Origin of the sequence: Amycolatopsis iheyensis (assembly GCF_024703995.1) — a bacterium.
GTDB classification, from domain to species: domain Bacteria; phylum Actinomycetota; class Actinomycetes; order Mycobacteriales; family Pseudonocardiaceae; genus Amycolatopsis; species Amycolatopsis iheyensis.
In genome coordinates this window covers 118,272-140,526 of the sequence record NZ_JAMXQV010000028.1, presented here as the reverse complement: position 1 = coordinate 140,526, position 22,255 = coordinate 118,272, and the positions used below count along the sequence as shown (strand labels likewise).

Here is a 22,255-nt window from a genome sequence, read left to right as displayed (position 1 = left end):
GACCACGGGTGGCGGAGTGCTGTCCAAGATCGAGACGTCGGCATGTCGATATGCGGACGGCTATCATCACAGCGTGGACCACCTTCGCTCGCTGCGGTACTTCCTCGTGGTCGCCGACGAACTGCACTTCGGCCGCGCCGCCGAGCGGCTCGGCATCGCGCAGCCGCCGCTGAGCCAGCGCGTCAAGCGGCTCGAAGCCGAGCTGGGCGCGAAGCTGTTCGACCGCGGCCGGCGCGTCACGCTCACCGAGGCCGGTGAGGTCCTGCGCGCCGAAGCGCGGGACCTCCTGAGCCGGTGGGACCGGATGACCACGCTTGTCGCCAAGGCCGAGCGCGGCGAGATGGACGCCCTGCGCGCGGGCGTGCCGCCGGAGCTGCCCGGCCGGGTGCTGGCCGAGATCCTGACGAAGTTCGCCGACGCGTGCCCGGCGATCCGGCTCGATCTGCAGGAGCTGACCACCGCCGAGCAGACGCGCCTGCTCGCCGACCGCGAGCTCGACGCCGGCCTCCTGCAGCTGCCGGTGGACGTCGTCGGGCTGGACCTCGGACCCGCGATCGACACCCCGCTGGGCGTGGTCCTCCCCCGGGATTCGCCACTCGCGCGCCGCTCGGCGCTCGCGCTGGCCGACCTCGCCGGCGAGGGCCTGGTCCACGCTCCGCGCGCCGCTGCGCCGGGCAGCTACGACGCGCTTCTGCGCGCCTGCTGGGACCACGGCTTCCGGCCGGCCTCGATCCGGCACGCCCGCAACCCGGAGTTCGCGCTCGGCCTCGTGCTGGCCGGGCACGGGGTCGCGTTCGAGCCACGCGCCCGCAAGGAACCCCGCGTCGTCTGGCGGCCGCTCACCGACCGGCTGACCGAGCGGACGGCGTTCGCCTGGCCGTCGTCGAGCCCGCACCCGCAGGCCGGCCAGCTGGCCGGGATCGCCGCCGAAGTCCTCGAGAACGACGGGGTGTCGCGGATCGTCGTCGAGCCGCAGGCGGCCCGGCCGTGGGACGTCTTCTACGACCGCAGCTGAGCCACTGGATATCAGTCGATAACAGCAAACCGCGCACTACGCCGAATGGGTCAGGCAGCCTCGGCTATCTGGATCTACTCGATTTGGCAGCGTACCCTCACGGCTCGGCGATTGCCGTCGAAGAGGGGGATAGATGCGCCTTGACCTCGGATGAAGTTCGAATTTCAGCTCAAGACGATCCGGACGAGTTGAGAGCATTGATCAAGTGGCTGCGCGCCGAAGATGATCTGCGTAGCCGCCTGACCTTGCACGACAAGACGCCTGGCCAAGGTCACATGGGTGGCGCCCTCGACTACCTGACCTTGTTACTGGGCGGCGGATTCGGCACGGTGTTCGTCAAGTCACTCTTTACGTACCTCGGGCAACGCCGGAAATCGGTGGTGTTCGACCTGGAACTCGAGCGGGGAGACGGCCAACGGTTGCGCCTTCGGCTCACCAACGACAAGTCCGCGGAGGCAACTCTGGAAACGGTCATTCGGTTCATCGATGCCAGGGAGTGAATCCACGATGGCCAGCTATCCCGATCAGCGGCTTTCCTAGGCCGTGCTCGTCGGTACCAGCGACTACGAGGAGCCAGGCGGCCTCGACCATCTCCCCGGAGTCCACAACAACCTCGTCGCGCTCGAACAAGCACTGACCCATCCCGAGACCGGTGTCTTCGCACATGACCGGTGCATGGTCGTCAACAACCCGGACTCGCCTCAAAGCTTCATGCGCAGACTGGTTCGCGCCACGCAACAAGCTGAAGATGTGCTTCTCGTTTACTATGCCGGCCATGGGATTCTCGGCGGTCCCGAGGCGGATCTCTACCTGACCGTCCGGCAGACCGACGAGCGACTGGCGGATATGACCTCGGTCGCCTTCAGCGCAGTGAGGCACGCTATCGAAGACAGCCCCGCGAAAACCAAGATTCTCATCCTCGATTGTTGCTTCTCGGGTCGTGCCATCGGTGCGATGTCCAGCAAGTCTGCCGCGCTGGCCAAGATCGCGGTCTCCGGTACGTACATCCTGACCTCGACGGAAGCGAACCGGGAGTCACGCGCCGTGCCCGGCGAGCGATACACCGCGTTCACCGCTGAGTTGCTGTCCATATCGACCAACGGGATCCCCGGCCGAGCATCGGATGTCCTTCTGGGAGACCTCTACCAGCCGTTACAGGTCGCAATGGCGAAGCGCGGCTTTCCCAAACCGAAGAATCTGGCGGGTGACACAAGCGGCAACATCGTAGTTCGCCGGGTACCCCGTCAAGAGCCGGTGTCCCCGCCACAGCACCAGGCCGAGCCACCTGCTCCGAAGCCGGAAGTGCCGCCGACAGATCTACCTCTGCACCCATTGCAGCCAGCTTCTGAAAACTGGCTCGAGCCGCCTACGGTCACCTCGACCGACAGCCGTCCGGCGCTACGACCACTCATCTCGGATGACTCGCTCCGAGGCCTGGGACGCGGAGCCTGGACTACCGCGTTGTGGATCCTGACGTCCGGAGGTGCGCTGCTGGTCATCGGAAGTATCGGGGCGACCGCCTCCGGTGCCTATCACGACGCAGGCACCGCAATAACCGGCATGGTGTTGACGGTCGGTTTGTTCGTGCTGTTCGGCTTTCTACTGCTGCGGCGCTACCTGTCGCGAAGGTCCATCGCCATGCGTACCTCACAAGAGCCGGCGGGCACGGAGGCCTCCATCAACGAAGTTCGGCGAGTGTTCTTCGAGCAAGTCTTCGCACGCCTTCATGGCATTGCGCCCGGAATCCGGGCACCGCGTGTGCGCCCGGCAAACGAGTGCTCATTTGCTTCCGGTCCTTACGGACACTATGCCCTGACTTTCAGCAGGCTGGGTTTCCGAGTCGAGATCTATCTCGACACCGGCGACAATGACACGACCAAAGCCATCTTCGATGTGCTTCACCAGCGCCGTAATGCCGTCGAAGACGAGTTGGGTTTCGAGGTCACGTGGGAACGGCTGGACAACAACCGGGCAAGTCGGATCGCGGCATACCTGACCGACTTCAACGTCTCCACCGCTGACGGCCCGGGATGGAGCAACGCCGTCGAGTGGGCAACGAACCGGGTTAGTGCCCTGCACCGGGTACTCCACCATGAGCTACGGGCGTTGTGTGAGCAGGCCAAGCCCGCTCAACCGGCTCCGCCCGACCGCAGCTGAGCCACGGCGGCCCGGGCCGCGTCGCCGATCGCGCGGTCGATGTCCGGGCGCCGCAACGTCTCCGCGCCGCCCACGGTGAACACCGCCACCGCGTACGCGCACCCGTCCGGGTACGTCACGACGCCGATCTCGTTGCGGATGCCCGGCATCGTCCCCGTCTTGGCCGCCACCGCCACCGACGGCGGGAACCCCGCCGTCAGCCGGTGCCAGCTGACCTGCGCCGACATCCACGACAGGACCTGCGCGCCCGGGCCCGGGTCCGCCCAGATCGCCGCCAGCAGCGTCGTCATCTCGCGCGGTGTCGTCGACGACGTCCGAAGTGGATCCAACGCACGCAGCGGAACCCCGGCGGCGGTGTCCGCCATGATCGTGCGCAGCAGCTCCCGCGGCGGGCCGATGACCGACGTGCGCGGCAGGCCCAGCTCCGTCAGCAGCGACCGGACGTTCGCCACGCCCACCCGGTCGAACAGCAGGTCCGCGGCCGTGTTGTCGGACACCGACAGGGCCAGCAGCGCCGCGTCCCGCAGGCTGTAGGAGACGTCGTCGGCGAAGCCCGCCGAGCCGCTGCCGCCCAGGCGGTCCGCCGCCGACGCGTGCACCCGGTCCGCCGGGTCCAGCAGCCCCGCGGCCACCTGCCGGGCGAACTCGTACGCCAGCGGCACCTTCACCACGGACGCCAGCACGACCGGCGTGTCGGCGCCGGCGCCCACGCAGCCGGGCGAACCGAGCCGGCGGGCGTGCAGGAAGCCCCGCACGCCCGCCGCTTCGAAGATGTCCGAAAGGGTCACACGGTCATGATGGACCGCAGCCGCCCGACCTCCGCCATCCGCCGCTCCGCGAGCCGGTCGGCCGCCGTCGCCGGCGGGACGCCGTCGGTGTCCGCCAGGGCGAACACGGCCTTCGTCGTGTCGAAGATGGCCGTGGTCTTGCGCTTGGCGCGCGCGAAGTCGAAGCCGTGGCGCTCGTCGTCGACCTGGATCACGCCGCCGGCGTTGACCAGGTAGTCCGGCGCGTACAGCACACCGCGGTCGGCGAGCTGCTTGTCGACGCCGGCGTGCGCGAGCTGGTTGTTGGCCGCGCCGCAGACGATCTTCGCGCCGAGCACCGGCACTGTGTCGTCGTTCAGCACGCCGCCCAGCGCGCACGGCGCGAAGACGTCCAGCTCGGCCCGCAGCAGGGTGTCCACATCGGACGCGACCTGCACGTTCGGGTAGATCTCGAGCGTCCGCGCGATCGCGGGCGCGTAGACGTCGGTGATCGTCACCTGCGCGCCGGCGTCCACGAGGTGCCCGACGAGGATGTGCCCGACCTTGCCGACGCCGGCAACGCCGACGCGCTTGCCGGCCAGGTCCGGGCTGCCGAAGAGGTGCTCGGCCGAGGCACGCATGCCCTGGAAGACGCCGAACGCGGTGAGCACCGACGAGTCGCCCGCGCCGCCGTCTTCGGGCGAGCGCCCGGTGACGTACTGGGACTCGCGGGCCACGACGTCCATGTCCTGCACGTAGGTGCCGACGTCGCACGCCGTGATGTAGCGGCCGCCCAGGGACTGCACGAAGCGCCCGTACGCGCGCAGCAGCGCTTCGGACTTGAGCGTCTTCGGGTCGCCGAGGATGACGGCCTTGCCGCCGCCGAGGTCGAGCCCGGCCAGCGCGTTCTTGTACGCCATGCCCTTGGACAGCGCGAGCACGTCGTCGAGCGCGGCCGCTTCGGTGGCGTAAGGGTGGAAGCGCGTCCCGCCCAAGGCGGGGCCGAGCGCCGTGGAGTAGATGCCGATGATGGCCTTCAGGCCACTGGCCTGGTCGTGGCAGTACACGACCTGTTCGTGCCCGGTGCCCCGGGCGAACACTCCTTCGGTCACGGTGGTGACTCCTTTGTCTCCCGCGTCCGGTTCGTGGCCGGGACGCGCTTCACGGGGTTGGCGGGTGCCCGCGTGCGGAGGTCGTCCGCGACAGGGGTGCCCGGCACCAACCTAGATCCCCGGTGATCGCCGGACCAGTGGAGGTCCCGCGATACGGACGGGTAATCAGCTGCGGGCCACCGTGCCCAAGGTGTTCATCGCCGTCTCCAGCTGCGTGTCCGACAGGTACGGCGCCGGGCCGAAGCGCAGGTACGGCCCCCGGCTGTCGGTGCGGACACCCTCGGCGGCCAGCGCGGCCTGCAGCGCACCGGCGTCGGCGCAGCGCAGCGAGAGGAACCCGCCGAGCCGGTCCAGCGGGACCGAGCGATCCCGCGAGACGACGTCCTCGGGCAGGCTCAGCTTGTCGAACACCGACGCGAGCAGGCCCACCTGGTGCTGCGAGACCTCCCGCAGGAACTCCGGCGTGAGCCCTTGCTCGGCGAAGAACCGCTGGACCCGGACGCCGCGGTAGTGGGCGGCCGGGTCGTAGGTGGCGCCGGCGAACCGGTCACCGCCGGTCGCGTAGCGCACCGCGCCCGGGTTGCGCTCGTCGGCGAGCGCGCCGAACTCGGCGTACCAGCCGGTGATCACCGGGCGCAGCTCCTGGGCGTGCGCGGGCAGCCGCAGGAAGCAGTTGCCCTCGCCGAGCTGCAGGTACTTGTAGCCGCCGCCGAGCACCCAGGCGTTGGTGAGCCCGAGGTCGTGCAGCGGGAACGGGACGACGCCGAGCGCGTGGTAAGCGTCGACGACGAGCTCGATCGAGCGGGCGCGGCACGAGTCGGCCAGGTGCGCCAGGCCCGGGACCAGCCGCGACGTCTCGAACAGCACGGCCGACACGAGCACGGCCGCGGTGTCGTCGGTGACCTCGCCGGCGACGCGCTCGGCCAGCGTGGTGACCGGGTCGAGCGGCACCCGCACGACCTCGACACCCTCCTCCTCGAGGCGGGCGAGCTGGCGGCGCAGCGTGTGGAACTCGCCGTCGGTGGTAACGATCCGTGGTCTTCGCGGCAGCTCCATCGCCGAGAGGAAGCGCAGCACGAGGTCGTGCGTGCTCGCGCCGAGCGCGTACTCGCCGTGCGGGTCGCCGAGCAGCAGGCGGAACCCCGCGCGCAGCTCGTCGGCCTTGGCGAAGGCGCGGTCCCACTTCCCGTCGACGTCGCGGGCGGCGTCGGCGAAGGACTCAAGCAGCCCCTGCTCGGCGACGTCCGGCCAGGCCTGGTGCGAGTGCCCGGACAGCAGCAGGCGGTCGGCCACCGCGAACCGGGAGTAGTGCGCGGCGAGCGTGTTGTCGTCCGCGCGCAGATCGTCCAAAGTGGTCAAAGTCGGCTCCGTACGGCCCAGAGATCCGGGAACATCGGCTGGAAGAGCGTGGTACGCAGGTAGGTCGCGCCGGATGATCCTCCCGTCCCGGTCTTGTCGCCGATGGTGCGTTCGACCATCTTCACGTGCCGGTAGCGCCACTCCTGCATCCCTTCGTCGAGATCCACCAGACATTCGGCGACGACCGACGGTCCGCCGTCGTCGCTGTACACGTCCAGCAATATCGCCTGCAGGGCCGGGGAGGGCTCCACCGGTCGAGTGACGTCTCGGTCACACTCCACGGAATAGCCAGAAGCCTTGAGGTACGCCAGAAAAGAGTCGAACAAGGACGGTCGCGCCATCGCGTCGGCAATGCGTTTCCGCTGCTCGCCGCCTTCGGGGTAGTGCGCGAAGACGCGCTCGTCGCGGCGGCCGAGCACCGCTTCCAGCTCCCGGAACTGCGCCGACTGGAAGCCGCTGGAGGCGTCCAACCGGGCGCGGAAGCTCGTGAACTGACTGGGGGTCATGGTTTCCAGCACGTCGATCTGCGCGACGGCGACCTTGAGGATGGTGAGGATCCGCCGCAGGATCCGGATCGAGTGCGCGGTGGTGCCCTTTTCCAGGTTCTGCTGGAGAAACGCGGCTTCGTGCAGGATCTGCTTGAACCACAGCTCGTACACCTGGTGGATCACGATGAACAGCAGCTCGTCGTGCTCGTCCGAACGCGGGCGCTGGGCACCCAGGATCTCGTCCAGCGCGAGGTACGAGGTGTAGCTCAAGGCTTCCTGTGTCTTGGCGGCGTCCTCTGGGGTCGAACCCCAGGCCCCGCCGAGGGGGCAAGCCCCCTCGGAACCCCCAACTGCGGTGTGGTCGGTCATCCTTGAGTCACCTCGTCGAAGTGGCGCTGGGCTGCGGGAGCCAGCTGGGTGTACAGATCGTGGAACAACTCGACCGCCGCCGCCCGGCGGTCCGGCGCCGGCACCAGCTCGGCGGGCAGTTCGGGGTCCAGCGACGGGAACGCGCGGAACGTGTGCACCAGCCGGGTCCGGACCTCGAACGCCTCGGCGTCCGGGATCTCCTTGCCGGGGTAGGCGCCGAACTGCCCGACGAAAGTCGCGTACCGCGCGGCCAGGTCGTCGAGGTCCCACGCGCGACCGGCGAACCGGGCCACGTCCAGCGCGGCCGACGGCCGGCCGAGCAGCAGCCCGGCGTGCTCGGTGACGTCCAGCTCGCCGAGCAGGGCGACGACCTCGGCCTCGCGGTCGTGCGGGGCGATCCAGGTGCCGTCGGAGTAGGGCCCGAACCCGAGGAACCGCAGCCGCCGGACCAGGCGTTCCCGGGCTTGGCGGCGGCTCTCCGGGATGCTCTGCCAGAGCACCGTCCAGTCACCGGCGGCGCGCTCGCGGCGGCCGAGGGAGAAGATCCGGTGGTCGCCGTCGGCGAGCAGCGCGACGGTGCGGCGGGTCAGCGAGTAGTGCACGGTGCGGCCCTCGCGGTGGCGCTGGAGCAGGCCGCGGCGCACCAGGCGGGTGAGTGCGATCCGCGCCGCGCCGTCGGAGAAGCCCAGCTCGGCGAGCACCGCGACCAGGCCGCCCGACCACACCCGGCGTGTCTCGCGCGGGTGCACGTAGCTGCCCAGCAACGTCACGACCAGCTCCTGCGGGCCGGCTTCGAACGCGTCTCCGGGCATGAGCGCAACTCTATACACCTCAGGCCGCTGCGGTGTAGCTTGATTTGCGTGACGTACTTCGCGGACCTCAGCTCGCGGCAGGTCGCGGCTCTCGCGGACAGCGCCCGGACCCCGGTGCTGCTGCTCCCGCTGGGTGCGGTCGAGCCGCACGGGCCGCACGCGCCGCTGGGCACCGACCCGCTGATCTCGCGCGGGATGTGCGAGCGGGCGGCTGCTCGCCTGGCCGCCGATTCCGAAGTGCACGTCCTGGTCCTGCCCGAGGTCCCCTACGGCGTGACGCGGTTCGCGACCGGGTTCGCCGGGGGTGTCCACATCGGCGAAGAGACCCTGCATGCGCTGCTGGTGGACATCGGCGCGGCCCTGATCGGCCAGCGGTTACGCCGGATCCTGCTGGTGAACAACCACTTCGAGCCCGCACACCTGGTGACGCTGCGGCGCGCGGTGGAGACGTTGAACTTCGCCTACGACGGCCGCGTCGCCCTGCTCGACCTGGTCCGGCGGCGCCACGCGCAGCGGCTGACCGAGGAGTTCCGCTCCGGCGAGTGCCACGCCGGGCGCTACGAGACGTCGCTGGTGCTCGCCGACCGGCCCGAGCTGGTCGACCAGGCGCTGATGCGGACGTTGCCGCACGTGCCCGTGAGCCTGGCTTCCGCGCCTGCCGAAGGCGGCTTCCTGGAGATGGGGATGACCGAGGCCTACTGCGGCTCTCCGGCCGAAGCGACCGCCGCCGAAGGTGAAGAGACCTTCTCGACCTTGACCGATCTGCTGGTGGAAGCGATCCGGGAGCTGGCCCGTGAGTGAGCCGTTCAACCTCGCCACGCACTTCCTCGACCGGCACGTCGCTTCGGGCCGCGTCGCCCTGTACACCGGGGATCGCTCGGTCACGTACGCCGCCTTGGCCGAGCTGGCCAACCGCGCCGGGAACGTGCTGCTCGACGCCGGTGTCCGAAAAGGACAGCGGGTGCTCTTGGCGCTGAGCGACGGCGAGGAGTTCGTCGCGACCTGGTACGGCGCGCAGAAGATCGGGGCAGTCACCGCGGAGGTCTACCCGTTCCTCCAGCCCAAGGACTACGCGTACTACCTCGGCTACACCGAAGCCGTGGCGGTGATCGCGGACGCCGTCACACTGCCCGCGTTGCGCTCCGCGGGCGCGCGGAACCTCCTGGTGCTCGGGGTCCCGGAAAGCGAGCTGCTCCCGGGCGAACGTCCCTTCAGGACCCTGTTGGACGCCGCGTCCCCTTCGCTGGAAGCCGCGCCGACCACTGTGGACGACGTCGGGATCTGGAAGTTCACCACCGGCAGCACCGGCGCGCCCAAGGCGTGCGTGCACCCGTTGCGCAGTCCGAAAGAGAGCTTCGAGCGGTACGCCGTGCAGGTGCTCGGGCTGCGGGCGGACGACCGCGTGCTCGCCGTGCCCAAGCTGTTCTTCGGTTACGCGCGCGACCTGGTGGCGCTGTTCCCGTTCGGCGTCGGCGCGGCCGGGATCGCGTTCCCCGAGCGCAGCACCGCGGACCTGATGTTCGAGCTGATCGCGCGGCACCGGCCGACCGTGCTGGTCAACGTGCCGACGATGATGAGCGCGATGGTCGCGCACCCGGCCGCGGCTTCGCAGGACCTCAGCTGCCTGCGCATGACGACGTCCGCCGGTGAGGCGCTGCCCTCGGAGCTGCACCGCAAGTGGGACGCGCTGTTCGGGGTGCCGGTGGTGGACGGGATCGGCTCGTCGGAGGCCTACCACATCTACCTGTCGAACCGGCCGGGCGAGGCGCGGATCGGCACGCTCGGGACGCCGGTGCCGGGCTACACCGCTGAGGTCGTCGACGAGCTGGGAAACCCGTTACCGGACGGGGAAATCGGGCCGCTGCGGATCACCGGGCCCACGATCGCGCTGGAGTACCACGGCGACGCCGAGAAGTCCGCGAAGACGTTCGACGGCGACACGCTCACCTCCGGCGACCTGTTCAGCCGGGCAGCCGGGTACTTCCGCCACCACGGGCGGGCCGACGCGCTGCTCAAGGTCGGCGGCGTGTTCGTCGCGCCCGGCGAGATCGAGGACTGCCTGCTCGGGCACCCGTCCGTGGTCGACTGCGCGGTGGTCGGGCACGAGACCGGCGGCCTGGTCGTGCCGCGCGCGTACGTCGTGACGCGGACCCCGGTGACCGCGGACGAGCTGAAGGACCACGCGAAAGCCCACCTGGCCAAGCACAAATACCCCCGTGAGGTCGTCTTCGTGACCGAACTCCCCCGCACCGCCAACGGAAAGCTCGACCGGCGCGCCCTGGCGGGCCGCCCGTGAGCCGCCTGGTCGTGGTCACCGGCGGCACCCGGGGCATCGGGGCCGCGATCGCTTCGCGGTTCCGGTCCGCCGGCGACACGGTGCTCGCGCCGGGCCGGGCCGACTGCGACGTCACCGACGAAGACGCCGTGGCCGCCTACTTCGCTTCGGCCGGGCCGGTGGACGTCTTGGTGAACAACGCCGGGATCTCTTCCAGCGCACCGCTTTCACGCACTTCGCTCGAGGACTGGCGGTCGCAGATCGAGGTCAACGCGACCGGTGCGTTCCTGTGCACCCGCGCGGTCCTGCCGGGGATGCGCTCGCGGGACAGCGGCCGGATCGTCACGGTGGCCTCGACGGCGTCGCACGTCGGCTACCGCTACACGGCCGGCTACACGGCGTCCAAGCACGCGGCGGCCGGGCTGATGCGGGCGGTGGCGGCGGAGCTGGCCGGCACCGGCGTCACGGCGAACGCGGTCTGCCCGGCGTTCGTCCGCACCGACATGACGGCCACTTCGGTGGCGCGGATCCAGGAGCGGACCGGGCGTGCCGAGCCGGAGGCAGAGGCGGCTTTGGCGGCGGCGTCCCCGCTCGGCAGACTGCTCGAACCCGCGGAGGTGGCGTTCGCCGTCGCCTTCCTGGCGGCCCCGGAAGCCGCCGCGATCAACGGCCAGACCCTCGTACTCGACGGCGGAGGAATCCAGTCATGAGCCCGTTCCGCGCGACCGCACCGCTGACGAAGGAGTGGGGCCACTTCGGGTTCTCGGTGACCGACGGGGTCGCCACGGTGACGTTCACCCGGCCGGACAAGCTGAACGCGCTGACCTTCGACGTCTACGCCGACCTGCGGGACCTGGTGCTGGAGCTGCCGCAGCACGAGGACGTGCGGGTGCTGGTGATCACCGGCGAAGGCCGCGGCTTCTGCTCCGGCGGCGACGTCGAGGAGATCATCGGCGAGCTGCAGCAGTTCGAAACCGCGCAGCTGCTGGAGTTCACGCGCATGACCGGCGCGGTGGTGAAGGCCCTGCGCGAGTGTCCGCTGCCGGTGATCGCGGCGGTCAACGGCGTCGCGGCGGGCGCGGGCTCGGTGATCGCGCTGGCGAGTGACTTCCGGCTGCTGGCGGAGTCGGCGAAGTTCGCGTTCCTGTTCACGAAGGTGGGGCTGGCGGGGGCGGACATGGGCTCGGCGTACCTGCTGCCGCGCCTGGTGGGGCTGGGCCGCGCGACGGAACTGCTGATGCTGGGCGACAAGCTGCCCGCGGCCCGGGCGCTGGAGATCGGGCTGGCTTCGCAGGTCGTGCCCGATGCCGAGCTGCCATCGGTCGCGTCGGCGCTGGCCCGGCGGCTGGCGGACGGCCCGGCGTTGGCGTACTCGACGACGAAGGTGCTGCTGACCCGCGAGCTGGACATGGACCTGGGCAGTTCGATCGAGCTGGAGGCGATGACCCAGGCACTGTTGATGACGGCGAAGGACCACAAGGAGTTCTACGCGGCGTGGACCGCGGGCCGCGAGCCCCGGTGGACCGGCCGCTAAAGCCGGGCCACCGCGATCTTCGACTCCTCCAGCGAGCCGAAGTACAGCTGCCCCTGCCACTCCCGCACACCCACCAGCATGTGGAACCCGTCGATCTCGCCGCGCAGGTCCCGCTCCACCTTGCCCTCCGGCGACACCCCCAGCACGCCGACCTCCCGACCCGGCCGAGGCTGCAGCCACGTCGGGAGCGCGCGAACACCTGCGCGGACGAACGACGGCAGCCGGCGCACCACGTCCAGCGCCGCGACGCGCGGGGACGCCTGGGTGATCCAGATCAGGCCGTCCGTGCCGGTCGAGATGTTGTCCGGGAAGCCCCACAGGTTCTCGGCCAGCGGGTCCACCCGGCCGTCCGAGAGCCGGACGCGGGACACGCTGAACGCGCCCGTCTCCGCCACCGCCACGAACGACTCGTCCGGAGCCAGTGCCACGCCGTTGGCGAACTGGAGGCCGTCGAGGACCAGGTCGATCGTGCCGTCCGGGGACCTGCGCAGCAACCGGCCACCGCCGGTCTGCTCGATCAGGTCGTCGCGCCAGTTGTCGATGCCGAAGCGGCGTGAGGAGTCCGTGAAGTAGATCGTCCCGTCCGACGCCACCGCCGCGTTGTTGCAGAACACGAAGTCCAGGCCCAGCGCGGAAGTCGCCAGCGTCTTCACCTCGCCGCCGGCGAGCGGGACGACCAGCAGCCCGGCCCGCGCGTCGCAGATCAGCAGCTCGTCGTCGCCGTACAGCTCCAGGCCGAGCGGGCGGCCGCCGGTGTCGGCGATGACCTCCCACCCGCTGCCGTCCGGGGTGAACCGCAGGATCCGGCCGTCGTCGACGCCGGTGTAGATCCGGCCCTGGGCGTCGAGGACGACGTCCTCGGGGCCGTGACCGTCGACGGGGATGAGCGTGACGTGACGACCGGACAGCATCGAACGTCTCCTACCGGTAGGTGAGCAGTGCGGCCGCGTCGGCCTCGAAGTGCGGGTGTTCGTTGAACGACAGCATCGTGACGCCGCCCCGGCCGGACACCAGCTTCGTGATCCCGCCGTTGACCGTGACGCGGTTGAGCTTCAGGAGCCCGACCTCCGGGGCGCCCATCAGCAGCCCGCAGATCGTCGCGATCACGCCGCCGGAGGTGAACACGACCGCGTGCTCGCCCTTGCCAAGGGACGCCACCAGCTCTTCCAAAGCCGATCGGCAGCGGGCCAGGAACGCCGGCCACGTCTCGGCGCAGGGCCCGCCCGGACCGGCCGTGGTCCACGCCGTCAGCGCGGCGTCCAGCACCCCTTGGTACGCGCGGGAATCCTCCTGCGGCGCGCCCCCGGCGTGGTGCCGGGCGATGTCGAGGTGGTCGTACTCGTTCCAGCGCGGGTCCTCGACCACCGGGACGTCGGTGCCGAGCACCTTCAGCGCCGTCGCGGCGGTGTCGCGTTGCCGCGCGAGCGTGCCCGACCGGATCTGCGTGAAGGAAACCTCACGCCTCAAGAGTTCCGCACCGACCACAGTGGACTGTTCGAAGCCGCGCGGCGAAAGCGCGTCGTAGTCCGACGCGCCGAACGACGCCTGCCCGTGCCGGACCAGGTAGATCGCGCCCACTACGCACTCCCCTTCGCGATGATCTCGCGGCAGCGCCAGTCGAGGTACCCGACGAACTGCCAGAAGTCCTTGAACGCCGGGTTGCGCGTGGCGCCCTCGCGGTACCGGCGGTAGAGCTGCTGGAGCACCGCCGCGAGCCGGAACAAGCCGTAGACCTCGTAGAACCGCCAGTCCCCCACCGCGAGCCCGGTCTGTTCGGCGTACCGCGCGACGAACTCCTCGCGGGTGAACATCCCGGGCCGGTGCGTCGGCTGGCGGCGGCTGGCCTGCATGACGTCGTCGTCGCCGGCCTCCACCCAGTAGGCGAGCATGCTGCCCAGCTCCATCAGCGGGTCGCCGAGGGTGGCCATCTCCCAGTCGAGGACACCGACGATGTTCAGCGTCGACGGGCCGTCGAGGACCAGGTTGTCCAGCCGGTAGTCGTTGTGGATCAGGCAGATCCCGACCTCGGCGGGCTGGTTCGCGGCCAGCCACGCCCGCACTTCGGCGAAGTCGCCGACGTTGTCCGTGCGTGCCGCGACGTACCGGTCCGACCAGCCCCGGATCTGCCGTCCGACGTAGCCGGCGCCCTTGCCGAGGTCGGCCAGGCCCGCCGCCTCGACGTCGACCGCGTGCAGGTCCACCAGCCGGTCGACGACCTTGCCGGACAGCTCGCGGGCCTGCTCGGCGCTCAGTTCGAGACCGGGCGGCAGGTCGCCGCGCAGGATCAGCCCGTCCAGCTTCTCCATGACGTAGAAGTCGCCGCCGAGCAGGGCCGGATCGTCGCCGAAGGCCAGCATCCGCGGCACGAACGGGAACACCGGCCGCAGCGCGTGCTGCACGCGGTACTCGCGCCGCATGTCGTGCGCCGACGCCGCCTTGTGCCCGCCGGGCGGCCGGCGCAGGATCAGCTCGCGGTCCGGGTAGCTCAGCAGGTACGTCAGGTTCGACGCGCCCCCGGGGAACTGCCGGACCCGCGGCGGCTCGTCGCCCAGCCCCTCGACGCGGGTGCGCAGCCACGCGTGCACCGCGGCGGCGTCGAAGGCGTCTTCCTCGCGCACCTCGATGGTGCTCATGCGAACTTCCGCAGGATCGAGGCGGGCGTCACGCGCATCGCGAGGCTCAGCGGCACCCACGGCCACGCGGGGACGTAGGCCCGGCGCGGCTCGGCTTCGATCGCCTTCACCAGCGCCCGGGCGCCGTTTTCGGCCTTGGCCAGCAACGGGTTCCGGCCGAGGCGGTCGTTCATCTCCGACTCGATGTAGCCCGGCCGGACGTCGGTGACGGTGATGCCCTTGCGCTTGAGCTCCAGGCGCGTGCCGTCGACGAACGCCGAGATCCCGGCCTTCGAGGCGGCGTACGCGGTGAGGTTGCCGGGCAGGCCGCGGATCGCGCTGAACGACGACACGACGGCGAGGTGCCCGGCGCCCTGCGCGCGGAAGATCCCGGCGGCCGCCTCGATCTGGGCGGCGGCCGCGACGAAGTTGACCTCGAGGGTCTGGCGGTTGGCGTCGAAGCGGCCCTTGCCGACCGGCTGCCCCTTCCCGAGCCCGGCGTTCACAATCACCCGGTCGAGGGACCCCAGCTCCGCGCGGAACTCCTCGAAGACGGTGAAGACGCTGTCGTGGTCGGTGACGTCGAGCTTGCGCGTCACGACCTTGATCCCGGGGTGCGCGGCGGTCAGCTCGCCGGCCAGCCGCTCGAGCCGGTCGGTGCGCCGCGCGCACAGCGCCAGGTTGCGCCCCTTCGCCGCGAACCGGCGGGCCATGCCCTCGCCCAAGCCGCTGCTGGCGCCGGTGATCAGGATGTTCGTCCGGAGCGTCATGCCCGGGATGCTACCCGGTGGTAACAAGACCGGTGGCCCGGCGCTGGGGGCGTCGCCGGGCCACCGGTCATCGCGCGGCCACCCGGCCGGTCGCACAACGCGGCCGGGTGAGCCGGAGCCGTTGTCCACGGCTTTCCCGGCCTGCGCCCGGGTGGGCCGTGAGGGGGAGGCGGGGCCACCGGCGCAGGCAAGTCATACAAGCGCGTCGGCCCGGACCGGGGCAATGGTTCACAGTTGCCAGTACTAGCCCGTTCGCCCGAGCGAACGCGCCTCCGAAGCCACCCGCAGACCCTCCTGAAGAGGGGCGCGGAAGACCCGGTGAATCCTGCTAACGTGCACCTTGTCGGGGATCGTCGGGGGACGCAGGGGCGGGTCGGATCAGCGATGGAAGGCAGCACCTCGGGCCGCGCGGACGGTGCGCGCACGGCGTTCGCGACCCAGCTGCGCGCCGCCATCGCCACCAGCGGCCTGTCCCTCGACCGGATCCAGGCGCGGCTGCGGGCTCGCGGCGTCGTCGTCAGCGTCACGGCGCTCAGCTACTGGCAGTCGGGCAAGCGCCAGCCGGAGCGGCAGAGCTCGCTCTCGGCCGTCCGCACGCTCGAAGAGATCCTCGACGTCCCCGCCGGGGCCCTGCTCGGCCTGCTGCCCCCGCCCCGGCCCCGCGGCGGCGCCGGCAAGCGCCAGGCGGGCGGCGAGCCCATGACGTTCCCGCGCGAGACGCTGCAGCCGCTGCTGGACAAGGTCGGCGCGCCCGACGCGCTCGACCGCCAGCACCCGCTGAAGCTGGTCGGGCTGCACGACCTGTGCGAGATCGCCGCCGACGGCGGCCAGCGCGCGGTGACCGCGCGGGCGGTGTTCCAGGCGGGCGCGGACGGCCAGGACCGCTGGCTGCTCGTCTACACCCAGGACGACCCGGCGGCCGGGCCGCCGGAGCTGCACGCCGTGCGCAACTGCCGAGTGGGGCGCGCCGAGGTCGACGAGGCCCACGGGCTGATCGTCGCCGAGCTGGTCTTCGACCAGCCGATCGACCGGGGCGAGACGCACCTGATCGAGTACACGCTGACCAACGGCGGCCCGCCGTACCCGGAGTGCCGCAACACCTACTACCGCGAGTTCCGGCGCCCGGTCCGCGAATACCTGCTGGAGGTCCGCTTCGCCCCGGGCACCGCGCCGGAGCGCTGCTGGCAGTACTCCCGCAACGGCGCGACCGGCTCCCGCGCCCGCCGCCCCCTCAAGCTGGACGGCGGCGACGGCGTCCACGCGGTGGCGCTCGACTTCGGCCCGGGCGTGTTCGGCATCGACTGGGACTGACACCGCCCGGACGCGGCTCAGCTCCCCTTGATCCGTTCGACGAGCTCGTCGCGGTACTCCCGCGCCGCCTGGAGCTCCGGTTCGTCGCCGGTCGCCCGTTTCAGCGCGCCCTCGAGGATCTTCAGCCCCTGGCGTTCGTCGCCGCGCGCGTCCGCCTGCCGCGCGGCGTTCTCCATGGCTTTGGCCAGCTTGGTCCGCGCCTCGGGTTCCTTGGTGGCCTGGTGGATCCGGATCCAGTTGCCGCCGGGATCGACGACGGTGAACCCGGTGTAGCGGTCGTTGCGCAGCCGCGGCCGGGTCATCCGCGGGATGCCGGAGACGAGCAGTTTCCCGTGCCCGGACCGCATCCCCGCGGCGAAGGCCTCGAACAGCTCGCCGGTGTCCGGCACGATGACCAGGCACGTGCTGTACGACTGCGCCGGGTCGTAATCGGCCATGCCGAAGAAGTGCAGGTTGATGTCTTCCCGCCGCAGCGCGACGTGCGGGTTCGGCCGCGTCTGCCGGTAGGTGATCTCGAAGCCGAGCATCTCGTAGAACGACGCGATCTCGTCGATGGAGGGACAGGGCAGGAGCGGAATGGTCAGTTCGTTCGCCACTGCTCGAAGCTAAGCCCGGACCGGCCGGAACGACACGGAGCTATTTGCTCGTGCGAACGACTCTGCTGCCGTGGGCGGCCGCCAGCTCCGTGCGGTTCGCGATGCCCAGCTTCGCGTAGACGTGCGCCAGGTGCGTCTTCACCGTGCCGCGGCTCATGAACAGCTTCGCGCCGATCTCCGGGTTCGTGCTCCCCTCGGCCGCGAGCTCGACGACCGCCAGCTCGGTCGGCGTCAAGCTGCCCCAGCCACTCGACGGGCGGCCGCGCGCGCCCCGGGTCCGGCGGACGAACGCCACCACGTCGTCGAGGCTCATCGGCTCGTCCTCGGTCGTGCGCTCGACCCCGCCCGGCCGGCGCGGGAACCCCAGCTCCGCGCGCACCCGGGTCGCCGAGACGGACACCCGCGCCGCGTCGGCTTCGCGGCCCGTGCGGGCCAGCAGCGTCGTCAGCGCGTCCAGGCTGTCCAGGACGCCCAGGCGGAGGCCGTGCTCCAGGCGCAGCGTCAACGCCTCGTGGTGCAGCTCGGCGGCCTGCTCCGGCTCGGCCAGATAGCCCTGCTGGTCCAGCGCGTCGGCCAGCGCCGACGGCAGGCTCCAGCGCCGGGTCTGCTCGACGGCGGTGGCCAGCACGGCCGCGGCTTCCCCGGTCCGGCCCAGCTCCCGCAGCACGGCCGCGCGTTCGGCGAGCCCCTGCGACGCCAGGTACGTCCCGGGAACGGCCTCACGGGCGAACCAGCGCTCGGCCTCCTCGAGCTCGCCGTGACGCCGGTGCAGCTCGCCCATCACCCCGGCCATGCCGGGCACGAAGACGTCGCCCGCGGTCTCTAGGAGCCGCAGGAACGGCGCCATCACGCGGAATCCCGCGTCGACGTCGCCGGCCAGGCAGTGCACCAGCGCCAGCCGGCACAACGTCGTGTTGACGCGGTGGAAGTCCCCGAGCGGCGCGGCGACCTCGACCGCGTGCTCGGCGAGTTCCCGCGCCCTGGGCAGATCCGCCGCCGCGAGCGCGCTCGCGGACTGGACACTGAGGACCGTCGAGGCGAGTCCGCGGTCGCCCCGGCGAAGGAGACCTTCGGCCGCTTCGGCGAACAACGGCTCGGCTTCGCCGTGACGGTCTCGCGCGTGCAGCACGATTCCGCGCAGCATCAACGCGCTGTCGCGGGCGAAGCCGTCGGTTCCCGCGGCCTTCTCGGCTTCGAGAGCGACTTCCCAAGCGGCGTCGAAGTCCGTGTACAGGTGCCCGAGGGCGGTCAGTGACAGGCACCGCGCACGCAAGCTCGCTTCGCCTAGTTCGGTGGCGATTTCCAAGCCCAGCCGGGCGGCTTCGAGGTCGAACGGCGCTGTGGTGTCCGCCACCAGACCCATCCCGGTGAGCAATCTGGCTTGCAACGTCGACCGCTCGTCGGGGCGGCGCGCGACCGCGCGTTTCAGGTACGCGAGTCCTTCGTGGCCGCGCCCGCGCAGGTTCCACAGCCACGCGACGGCGGCGGCGAGCCGGCGGCCCCGCGTCGGATCTTCCTGTGCCAGCCCCCATTCCAGGGCCGCGCGCAGGTTGTCGCGCTCGGGTTCCAGCCGCGCGCGCCAGGCGTCCTTGTCGCGGTCGAGGTCGGGCTCGGCGGCCTCGGCGAGCGCGAGGAAGTGGTCGAGGTGGCGATCGCGGACGGCGTCGGTCTCGCCCGCCTCGGCCAGCCGGGCCGCCGCGTACTCGCGGATGGTCTCCAGCATCCGGTAGCGGCCGTTTTCGGCCAGCACCAAGGACTTGTCGACGAGCCGGGCGAGCGCGGCCGGACCGGACACGGCGTCCAGGGTGAACCCGCCGACGAAGACCGAGAGGCGGCGGAACACCGCGCGGTCGGAGTCGTCGAGCTGGTCGTGGCTCCACGCGATCGACGCCGCGAGGGTCTGCTGCCGCGCCGGCACGCCGCGCGGGCCGCGGGTCAGGAGGGCGAAGCGGTCGTCGAGACCCGCGTCGATCTGGTGCGGGGCAAGGGTTCCCAGCCAGGCGGCGGCGAGCTCGACCGCCAGCGGGATGCCGTCGAGCCGGGTGCACACCGACCGGACAGCGGCGGCACTCGAAGTGTCCAAAGTGAACAGGGGCCGGACCGCGCCCGCCCGTTCGACGAACAGCGCCACGGCCTCCTCGACGGCCAACGGCGGCACCCGCCACACCGTCTCCCCCGGCAGGCCGAGGGGTTCGCGGCTGGTCGCCAGCACCGCGACCTCGGGGCAGGAGCGCAGCAGTTCGACGGCGAAGTCCGCGACACCGTCGAGGACCTGCTCGCAGTTGTCGAGGCAGAGCAGCACCCGCCGGTCACGCAGGTGGGTCACCACGGACCGGACAGCGCCGACGTGCGGCTCGACGGGCACGCCGAGGGTCGCGGCGACCAGCTCGGCGACGTCGGCGGGCTCGACGTCGAGTTCGACCCACCACACCCCGTCGGGCCACCGCCCGGCCCCGGCGGCAGCGACCTGCGCCGCCAGCCGAGTCTTGCCGCTGCCGCCGGTCCCGGCCAGCGTGACGAGCTGTCCCCCGGCGAGCCGCCGCTCGAGTTCGGCGGCTTCGATGCCGCGGCCCACGAAGCCGGTCAGCTGCACGGGGAGGTTGTTCGGGGTCGTGTCGAGCGAGCGCAGCGGGCCGGGGCGGCCGCCGAGCTGGAAGATCCGCTCGGGCGCGGTGAGGTCCGGCAGCCGGTGGACGCCGAGGTCGTGCAGCGCCCGGCCCGGCAGTTCGGCGGCGGCGCGCGCGGAGACGAGCGTGCGGCCCTCGGCCAGGTCGCGCAGGTGCCGGCAGCGCCGGACGGCGGGACCGGTGGGGGTGCCGTCTTCGCGCAGCAGCACGTCGCCGGTGTGGAGCGCGGCAGGTCCGCCGGTCAAGGTCGCGAGCGCCGCCGCGGGCGTCGCGAAAACGGCCGGCGGTTCGTCGCCGGCGCACAGGATCGTGACCGTGCCCGCGGGCACCAGGTTCGTCTCGCTCATCGCCGGCCAGTCTGCCAGCGAAGCTCGGCCAGGTGGCAGATGTCCGCACCCTCGCCGCGTGCGACTTTCGACCCGTGAACACGTTCGAAGAGCTGCTGGCCCGCTGGCGCGACGCCGAGGCCAGCGGCGACGGCGCCGCGGCCTTGCTGGCCGCCGACTTCCGCGGCGACGGCCCCGACGGGCTGGTGCTCGACCGCGACCACTGGCCCGGCCGGGCGCCGGCGGCGGCGTTCCGCTGGACGCACCTGCGGGTGACGGCGTCGGTCGGCGTGGCGACCGGGCGCCGCGACGGCGCGGGCTGCACCGTCGTGGCGGCCGTGCGGGAGGGACGCTGGTTGATCGTCAATGTCCAGCGGGGGTCATGACAATTTGTTCCGCAGCACCTTCCCGGTCGCGTTGCGGGGCAGCTCCTCAAGGAACTCGACGTCGCGCGGCACCTTGTACCGCGCCAGGTTCGCCTTGACGTACTCGCGGACCGTGTCGACGTCGAGGTCCGAGCCGTCGGCCCGGACGACGAACGCCTTGAGCCGCTGGCCGAACTCCGGGTCCTCGACGCCGATGACCGCCGCCTCGAGCACGTCTTCCCGCTCCACCAGGAGGTTCTCCACCTCGATCGGGAACACGTTCTCGCCGCCGGAGACGATCATCTCGTCGTCGCGGCCGTCGATGAACAGGAGACCTTCGTCGTCGAAGTGGCCGACGTCGCCGCTGGAGAGCAGGCCGTCGATGATCTCCTTGTGGCGGCCGTCGGTGTAGCCGCCGAAGCTGAGCCCGCTGCCGACGAACACGCGGCCGGTCACGTGCGGCGCGGTGATCCGGCCGCCCTTCTCGTCGTAGAGCGCCACCTTGCAGCCGACCGGCGCGCGGCCGACGGTGCCCGGCGCCTTCGCCCAGTCCTCCGGCGTCGCGACCGTCGCCACCGCGACCTCGGTCGAGCCGTAGAGGTTGTGCACGACCGGCCCGAACGCCTCGTTCGCGCGGTTGCCGAGGTCCGGTGACAGCGCGGAGCCGGCCACGAAGATGATGCGCAGCGCCGAGGTGTCGTACTTCGCCAGGACGTCCTTGGGCAGGTCGACGATGCGCTGCAGCATGGTCGGCACCAGCACGAGCGCGGTGCACTCGTGCTCGGCGACGCCGCGCAGCGTCTCTTCGGGGTTGAACTTCCGGCGCATCACGACCTTCGAACCGAGCGCGAAGGACAGGATGAACTGCGAGAGCCCGGTGCCGTGGAACAGCGGCGCGCCCATGTACGTGGCTTCGCCTGCGCGCAGCGGGATCCGGTCGAGGAACTGCGCCGAGGCCAGCGCCGAGGTGTGCGGCCGCGGCGCGCCCTTCGGCGTGCCGGTGGTGCCGCTGGTCAGCAGCACGAACCCGCCCGGCTTCTCCGGCGCGGGCCACGGCCGGTCGTCGGTGCTGGCGATGATCTCGGACAGCACCGGCACGTCCCGGCCGGCCAGGTCGCTGTCCGGGTCGACCCAGGCCAGGTAGCGGTCGACGCCGGCCGGGATGGCGTCGAGCAGGCCGGTGAACTCCTGGTCGTAGACGAGCGCGGTGACCCCTTCGCGCTTGGCGACGTCGGCCAGCTGCGGCTTGGCGAACCCGGTGTTCATCAGCAGCAGGCGCACGCCGAGCTTGCCCGACGCGGCCATCGTGATGACCAGGCCGCGGTGGTCGCGGCAGAGCGCGGCGACGACCTGGCCGGGCTTGATGCCGCGCTCGGACCAGGCCCTGGCCAGCGCGTTCGACTGGTCGTCGAGCTGCTTGTAGGTGAGCGGCCCCAGCTCGTCGACGATGCCGACGGCGGTCGGGTCGCGGCGCGCGGAGATGTGGTTCGCCCCGGCGAACGGGCCGAACTTCCGGAGCGCGACCAGTGAGCGGAGGCCCTCGTCGACCCGGGGGAAGGGGACGAGGCCCGCCTTCCGCATGACGTCGACGCTGCGCACCGTCTCGGTCACCTTGTCCGCCACCGTCGTGGCGAGCGCGACCAGGCTCATCCGGGCACCTCCATTGCTGCGGGAACGAGCCCATGCCGACGGCGGGCGTACCGGCGGTATGGGGGGCTACTGGAGAGTAGCCCAAGCGGGACGCGAGCGCACCAGCCGCGCGCGTGGTCCGGTTTTTGTCG

21 protein-coding genes are annotated in these 22,255 nt (G+C 71.4%); 9 read left to right on the top strand and 12 right to left on the bottom strand.

The genetic code is table 11. From position 1 onward, the window contains the following. Positions 1-73: 73 nt before the first annotated feature. The 3 genes from M8542_RS39475 to M8542_RS50485 all read left to right on the top strand — a co-directional run bounded on the left by M8542_RS39475 (position 74) and on the right by M8542_RS50485 (position 3,172). Complete coding sequence (locus M8542_RS39475; RefSeq protein ID WP_257925481.1) at positions 74-1,015, top strand: LysR substrate-binding domain-containing protein; 942 nt, start codon at positions 74-76, stop codon at positions 1,013-1,015. Between the two features lie 140 nt (positions 1,016-1,155). Next, the gene (locus M8542_RS39470; protein WP_257925480.1) at positions 1,156-1,515 is read left to right on the top strand and encodes an effector-associated constant component EACC1; all 360 of its coding nucleotides are present in this window, start codon (positions 1,156-1,158) and stop codon (positions 1,513-1,515) included. A 43-nt stretch (positions 1,516-1,558) separates the two neighbouring features. After that, a complete protein-coding gene (locus M8542_RS50485; RefSeq protein WP_257925479.1) occupies positions 1,559-3,172 on the top strand; it encodes a caspase, EACC1-associated type in 1,614 nt (537 codons plus the stop codon). On the opposite strand, the gene M8542_RS39460 is transcribed toward M8542_RS50485, so the two are convergent. From M8542_RS39460 to M8542_RS39440, 5 genes are all read right to left on the bottom strand, one after another. After that, a complete protein-coding gene (locus M8542_RS39460) occupies positions 3,145-3,960 on the bottom strand; it encodes a serine hydrolase (RefSeq protein WP_257925478.1) in 816 nt (271 codons plus the stop codon). The two genes, M8542_RS50485 and M8542_RS39460, sit on opposite strands and share 28 nt — an antisense overlap. After that, complete coding sequence (locus M8542_RS39455) at positions 3,957-5,030, bottom strand: Glu/Leu/Phe/Val dehydrogenase dimerization domain-containing protein (RefSeq protein ID WP_257925477.1); 1,074 nt, start codon at positions 5,028-5,030, stop codon at positions 3,957-3,959. Before M8542_RS39455 ends, M8542_RS39460 begins: the two co-directional genes overlap by 4 nt. A gap of 165 nt (positions 5,031-5,195) precedes the next feature. Beyond that, positions 5,196-6,389, bottom strand: a complete 1,194-nt coding sequence (locus M8542_RS39450) for a kynureninase/PvdN C-terminal domain-containing protein (RefSeq protein WP_257925476.1) — start codon at positions 6,387-6,389, stop codon at positions 5,196-5,198. Next, positions 6,386-7,246, bottom strand: a complete 861-nt coding sequence (locus M8542_RS39445; protein WP_257925475.1) for a tryptophan 2,3-dioxygenase — start codon at positions 7,244-7,246, stop codon at positions 6,386-6,388. Before M8542_RS39445 ends, M8542_RS39450 begins: the two co-directional genes overlap by 4 nt. Then, a complete protein-coding gene (locus M8542_RS39440; RefSeq protein WP_257925474.1) occupies positions 7,243-8,058 on the bottom strand; it encodes a PaaX family transcriptional regulator in 816 nt (271 codons plus the stop codon). Before M8542_RS39440 ends, M8542_RS39445 begins: the two co-directional genes overlap by 4 nt. Positions 8,059-8,106: 48 nt before the next feature. Between M8542_RS39440 and M8542_RS39435 the strand changes: the two genes are divergently transcribed. From M8542_RS39435 to M8542_RS39420, 4 genes are read left to right on the top strand one after another with little or no spacing between them, the layout of a single operon-like run. Beyond that, complete coding sequence (locus tag M8542_RS39435; RefSeq protein ID WP_257925473.1) at positions 8,107-8,859, top strand: creatininase family protein; 753 nt, start codon at positions 8,107-8,109, stop codon at positions 8,857-8,859. Further along, on the top strand, positions 8,852-10,354 hold the full coding sequence (locus tag M8542_RS39430) for a benzoate-CoA ligase family protein (RefSeq protein WP_257925472.1): 1,503 nt from the start codon (positions 8,852-8,854) through the stop codon (positions 10,352-10,354). Before M8542_RS39435 ends, M8542_RS39430 begins: the two co-directional genes overlap by 8 nt. Then, on the top strand, positions 10,351-11,043 hold the full coding sequence (locus M8542_RS39425) for an SDR family NAD(P)-dependent oxidoreductase (RefSeq protein ID WP_257925471.1): 693 nt from the start codon (positions 10,351-10,353) through the stop codon (positions 11,041-11,043). The genes M8542_RS39430 and M8542_RS39425 overlap by 4 nt, the downstream gene beginning before the upstream one ends. Further along, positions 11,040-11,867 (top strand): enoyl-CoA hydratase family protein, encoded by an 828-nt coding sequence (locus tag M8542_RS39420; RefSeq protein ID WP_257925470.1) that lies wholly within the window; start codon positions 11,040-11,042, stop codon positions 11,865-11,867. Before M8542_RS39425 ends, M8542_RS39420 begins: the two co-directional genes overlap by 4 nt. Here the strand turns inward: M8542_RS39420 and M8542_RS39415 are convergent. The 4 genes from M8542_RS39415 to M8542_RS39400 are packed head-to-tail and all read right to left on the bottom strand — an operon-like array spanning position 11,864 to position 15,249. Further along, positions 11,864-12,778: an SMP-30/gluconolactonase/LRE family protein gene (locus tag M8542_RS39415; RefSeq protein WP_257925469.1), complete on the bottom strand. Its 915-nt coding sequence runs from the start codon at positions 12,776-12,778 to the stop codon at positions 11,864-11,866. The two genes, M8542_RS39420 and M8542_RS39415, sit on opposite strands and share 4 nt — an antisense overlap. Positions 12,779-12,788: 10 nt before the next feature. Continuing rightward, a complete protein-coding gene (locus M8542_RS39410) occupies positions 12,789-13,445 on the bottom strand; it encodes a histidine phosphatase family protein (protein WP_257925468.1) in 657 nt (218 codons plus the stop codon). Next, positions 13,445-14,500 carry a phosphotransferase family protein gene (locus M8542_RS39405; protein WP_257925467.1) on the bottom strand — a complete coding sequence of 352 codons (1,056 nt, stop codon included), beginning with the start codon at positions 14,498-14,500 and terminating at the stop codon, positions 13,445-13,447. Before M8542_RS39405 ends, M8542_RS39410 begins: the two co-directional genes overlap by 1 nt. Next, positions 14,497-15,249: an SDR family oxidoreductase gene (locus tag M8542_RS39400; RefSeq protein WP_257925466.1), complete on the bottom strand. Its 753-nt coding sequence runs from the start codon at positions 15,247-15,249 to the stop codon at positions 14,497-14,499. The genes M8542_RS39405 and M8542_RS39400 overlap by 4 nt, the downstream gene beginning before the upstream one ends. 384 nt (positions 15,250-15,633) lie before the next feature. Here M8542_RS39400 and M8542_RS39395 point away from each other — a divergent pair, with 384 nt between their 5' ends. Further along, entirely contained in the window at positions 15,634-16,560 is a 927-nt protein-coding gene (locus tag M8542_RS39395; protein ID WP_257925465.1) for a hypothetical protein, read from the top strand. 17 nt (positions 16,561-16,577) lie between these two features. On the opposite strand, the gene M8542_RS39390 is transcribed toward M8542_RS39395, so the two are convergent. Next, the gene (locus M8542_RS39390) at positions 16,578-17,156 is read right to left on the bottom strand and encodes a DUF8817 family protein (protein ID WP_257925464.1); all 579 of its coding nucleotides are present in this window, start codon (positions 17,154-17,156) and stop codon (positions 16,578-16,580) included. Between the two features lie 40 nt (positions 17,157-17,196). Next, the gene (locus tag M8542_RS39385; protein WP_257925463.1) at positions 17,197-20,130 is read right to left on the bottom strand and encodes a helix-turn-helix transcriptional regulator; all 2,934 of its coding nucleotides are present in this window, start codon (positions 20,128-20,130) and stop codon (positions 17,197-17,199) included. A gap of 74 nt (positions 20,131-20,204) precedes the next feature. On the opposite strand from M8542_RS39385, the gene M8542_RS39380 reads away from it, so the two are divergent. Next, positions 20,205-20,495: a nuclear transport factor 2 family protein gene (locus tag M8542_RS39380; protein ID WP_257925462.1), complete on the top strand. Its 291-nt coding sequence runs from the start codon at positions 20,205-20,207 to the stop codon at positions 20,493-20,495. On the opposite strand, the gene M8542_RS39375 is transcribed toward M8542_RS39380, so the two are convergent. Then, the gene (locus M8542_RS39375) at positions 20,490-22,124 is read right to left on the bottom strand and encodes an acyl-CoA synthetase (protein ID WP_257925461.1); all 1,635 of its coding nucleotides are present in this window, start codon (positions 22,122-22,124) and stop codon (positions 20,490-20,492) included. The genes M8542_RS39380 and M8542_RS39375 overlap by 6 nt on opposite strands. Positions 22,125-22,255: the final 131 nt, after the last annotated feature.

What these genes read in the sequence shown, in the direction of transcription:
- M8542_RS39400 (WP_257925466.1), bottom strand. Translation starts at nt 15,249, where the DNA reads ATGACGCTCCGGACGAACATCCTGATCACCGGCGCCAGCAGCGGCTTG.
- M8542_RS39375 (WP_257925461.1), bottom strand. Translation starts at nt 22,124, where the DNA reads ATGAGCCTGGTCGCGCTCGCCACGACGGTGGCGGACAAGGTGACCGAG.
- M8542_RS39415 (WP_257925469.1), bottom strand. Translation starts at nt 12,778, where the DNA reads ATGCTGTCCGGTCGTCACGTCACGCTCATCCCCGTCGACGGTCACGGC.
- M8542_RS39395 (WP_257925465.1), top strand. Translation starts at nt 15,634, where the DNA reads ATGGAAGGCAGCACCTCGGGCCGCGCGGACGGTGCGCGCACGGCGTTC.
- M8542_RS39440 (WP_257925474.1), bottom strand. Translation starts at nt 8,058, where the DNA reads ATGCCCGGAGACGCGTTCGAAGCCGGCCCGCAGGAGCTGGTCGTGACG.
- M8542_RS39385 (WP_257925463.1), bottom strand. Translation starts at nt 20,130, where the DNA reads ATGAGCGAGACGAACCTGGTGCCCGCGGGCACGGTCACGATCCTGTGC.
- M8542_RS39420 (WP_257925470.1), top strand. Translation starts at nt 11,040, where the DNA reads ATGAGCCCGTTCCGCGCGACCGCACCGCTGACGAAGGAGTGGGGCCAC.
- M8542_RS39405 (WP_257925467.1), bottom strand. Translation starts at nt 14,500, where the DNA reads ATGAGCACCATCGAGGTGCGCGAGGAAGACGCCTTCGACGCCGCCGCG.
- M8542_RS39445 (WP_257925475.1), bottom strand. Translation starts at nt 7,246, where the DNA reads ATGACCGACCACACCGCAGTTGGGGGTTCCGAGGGGGCTTGCCCCCTC.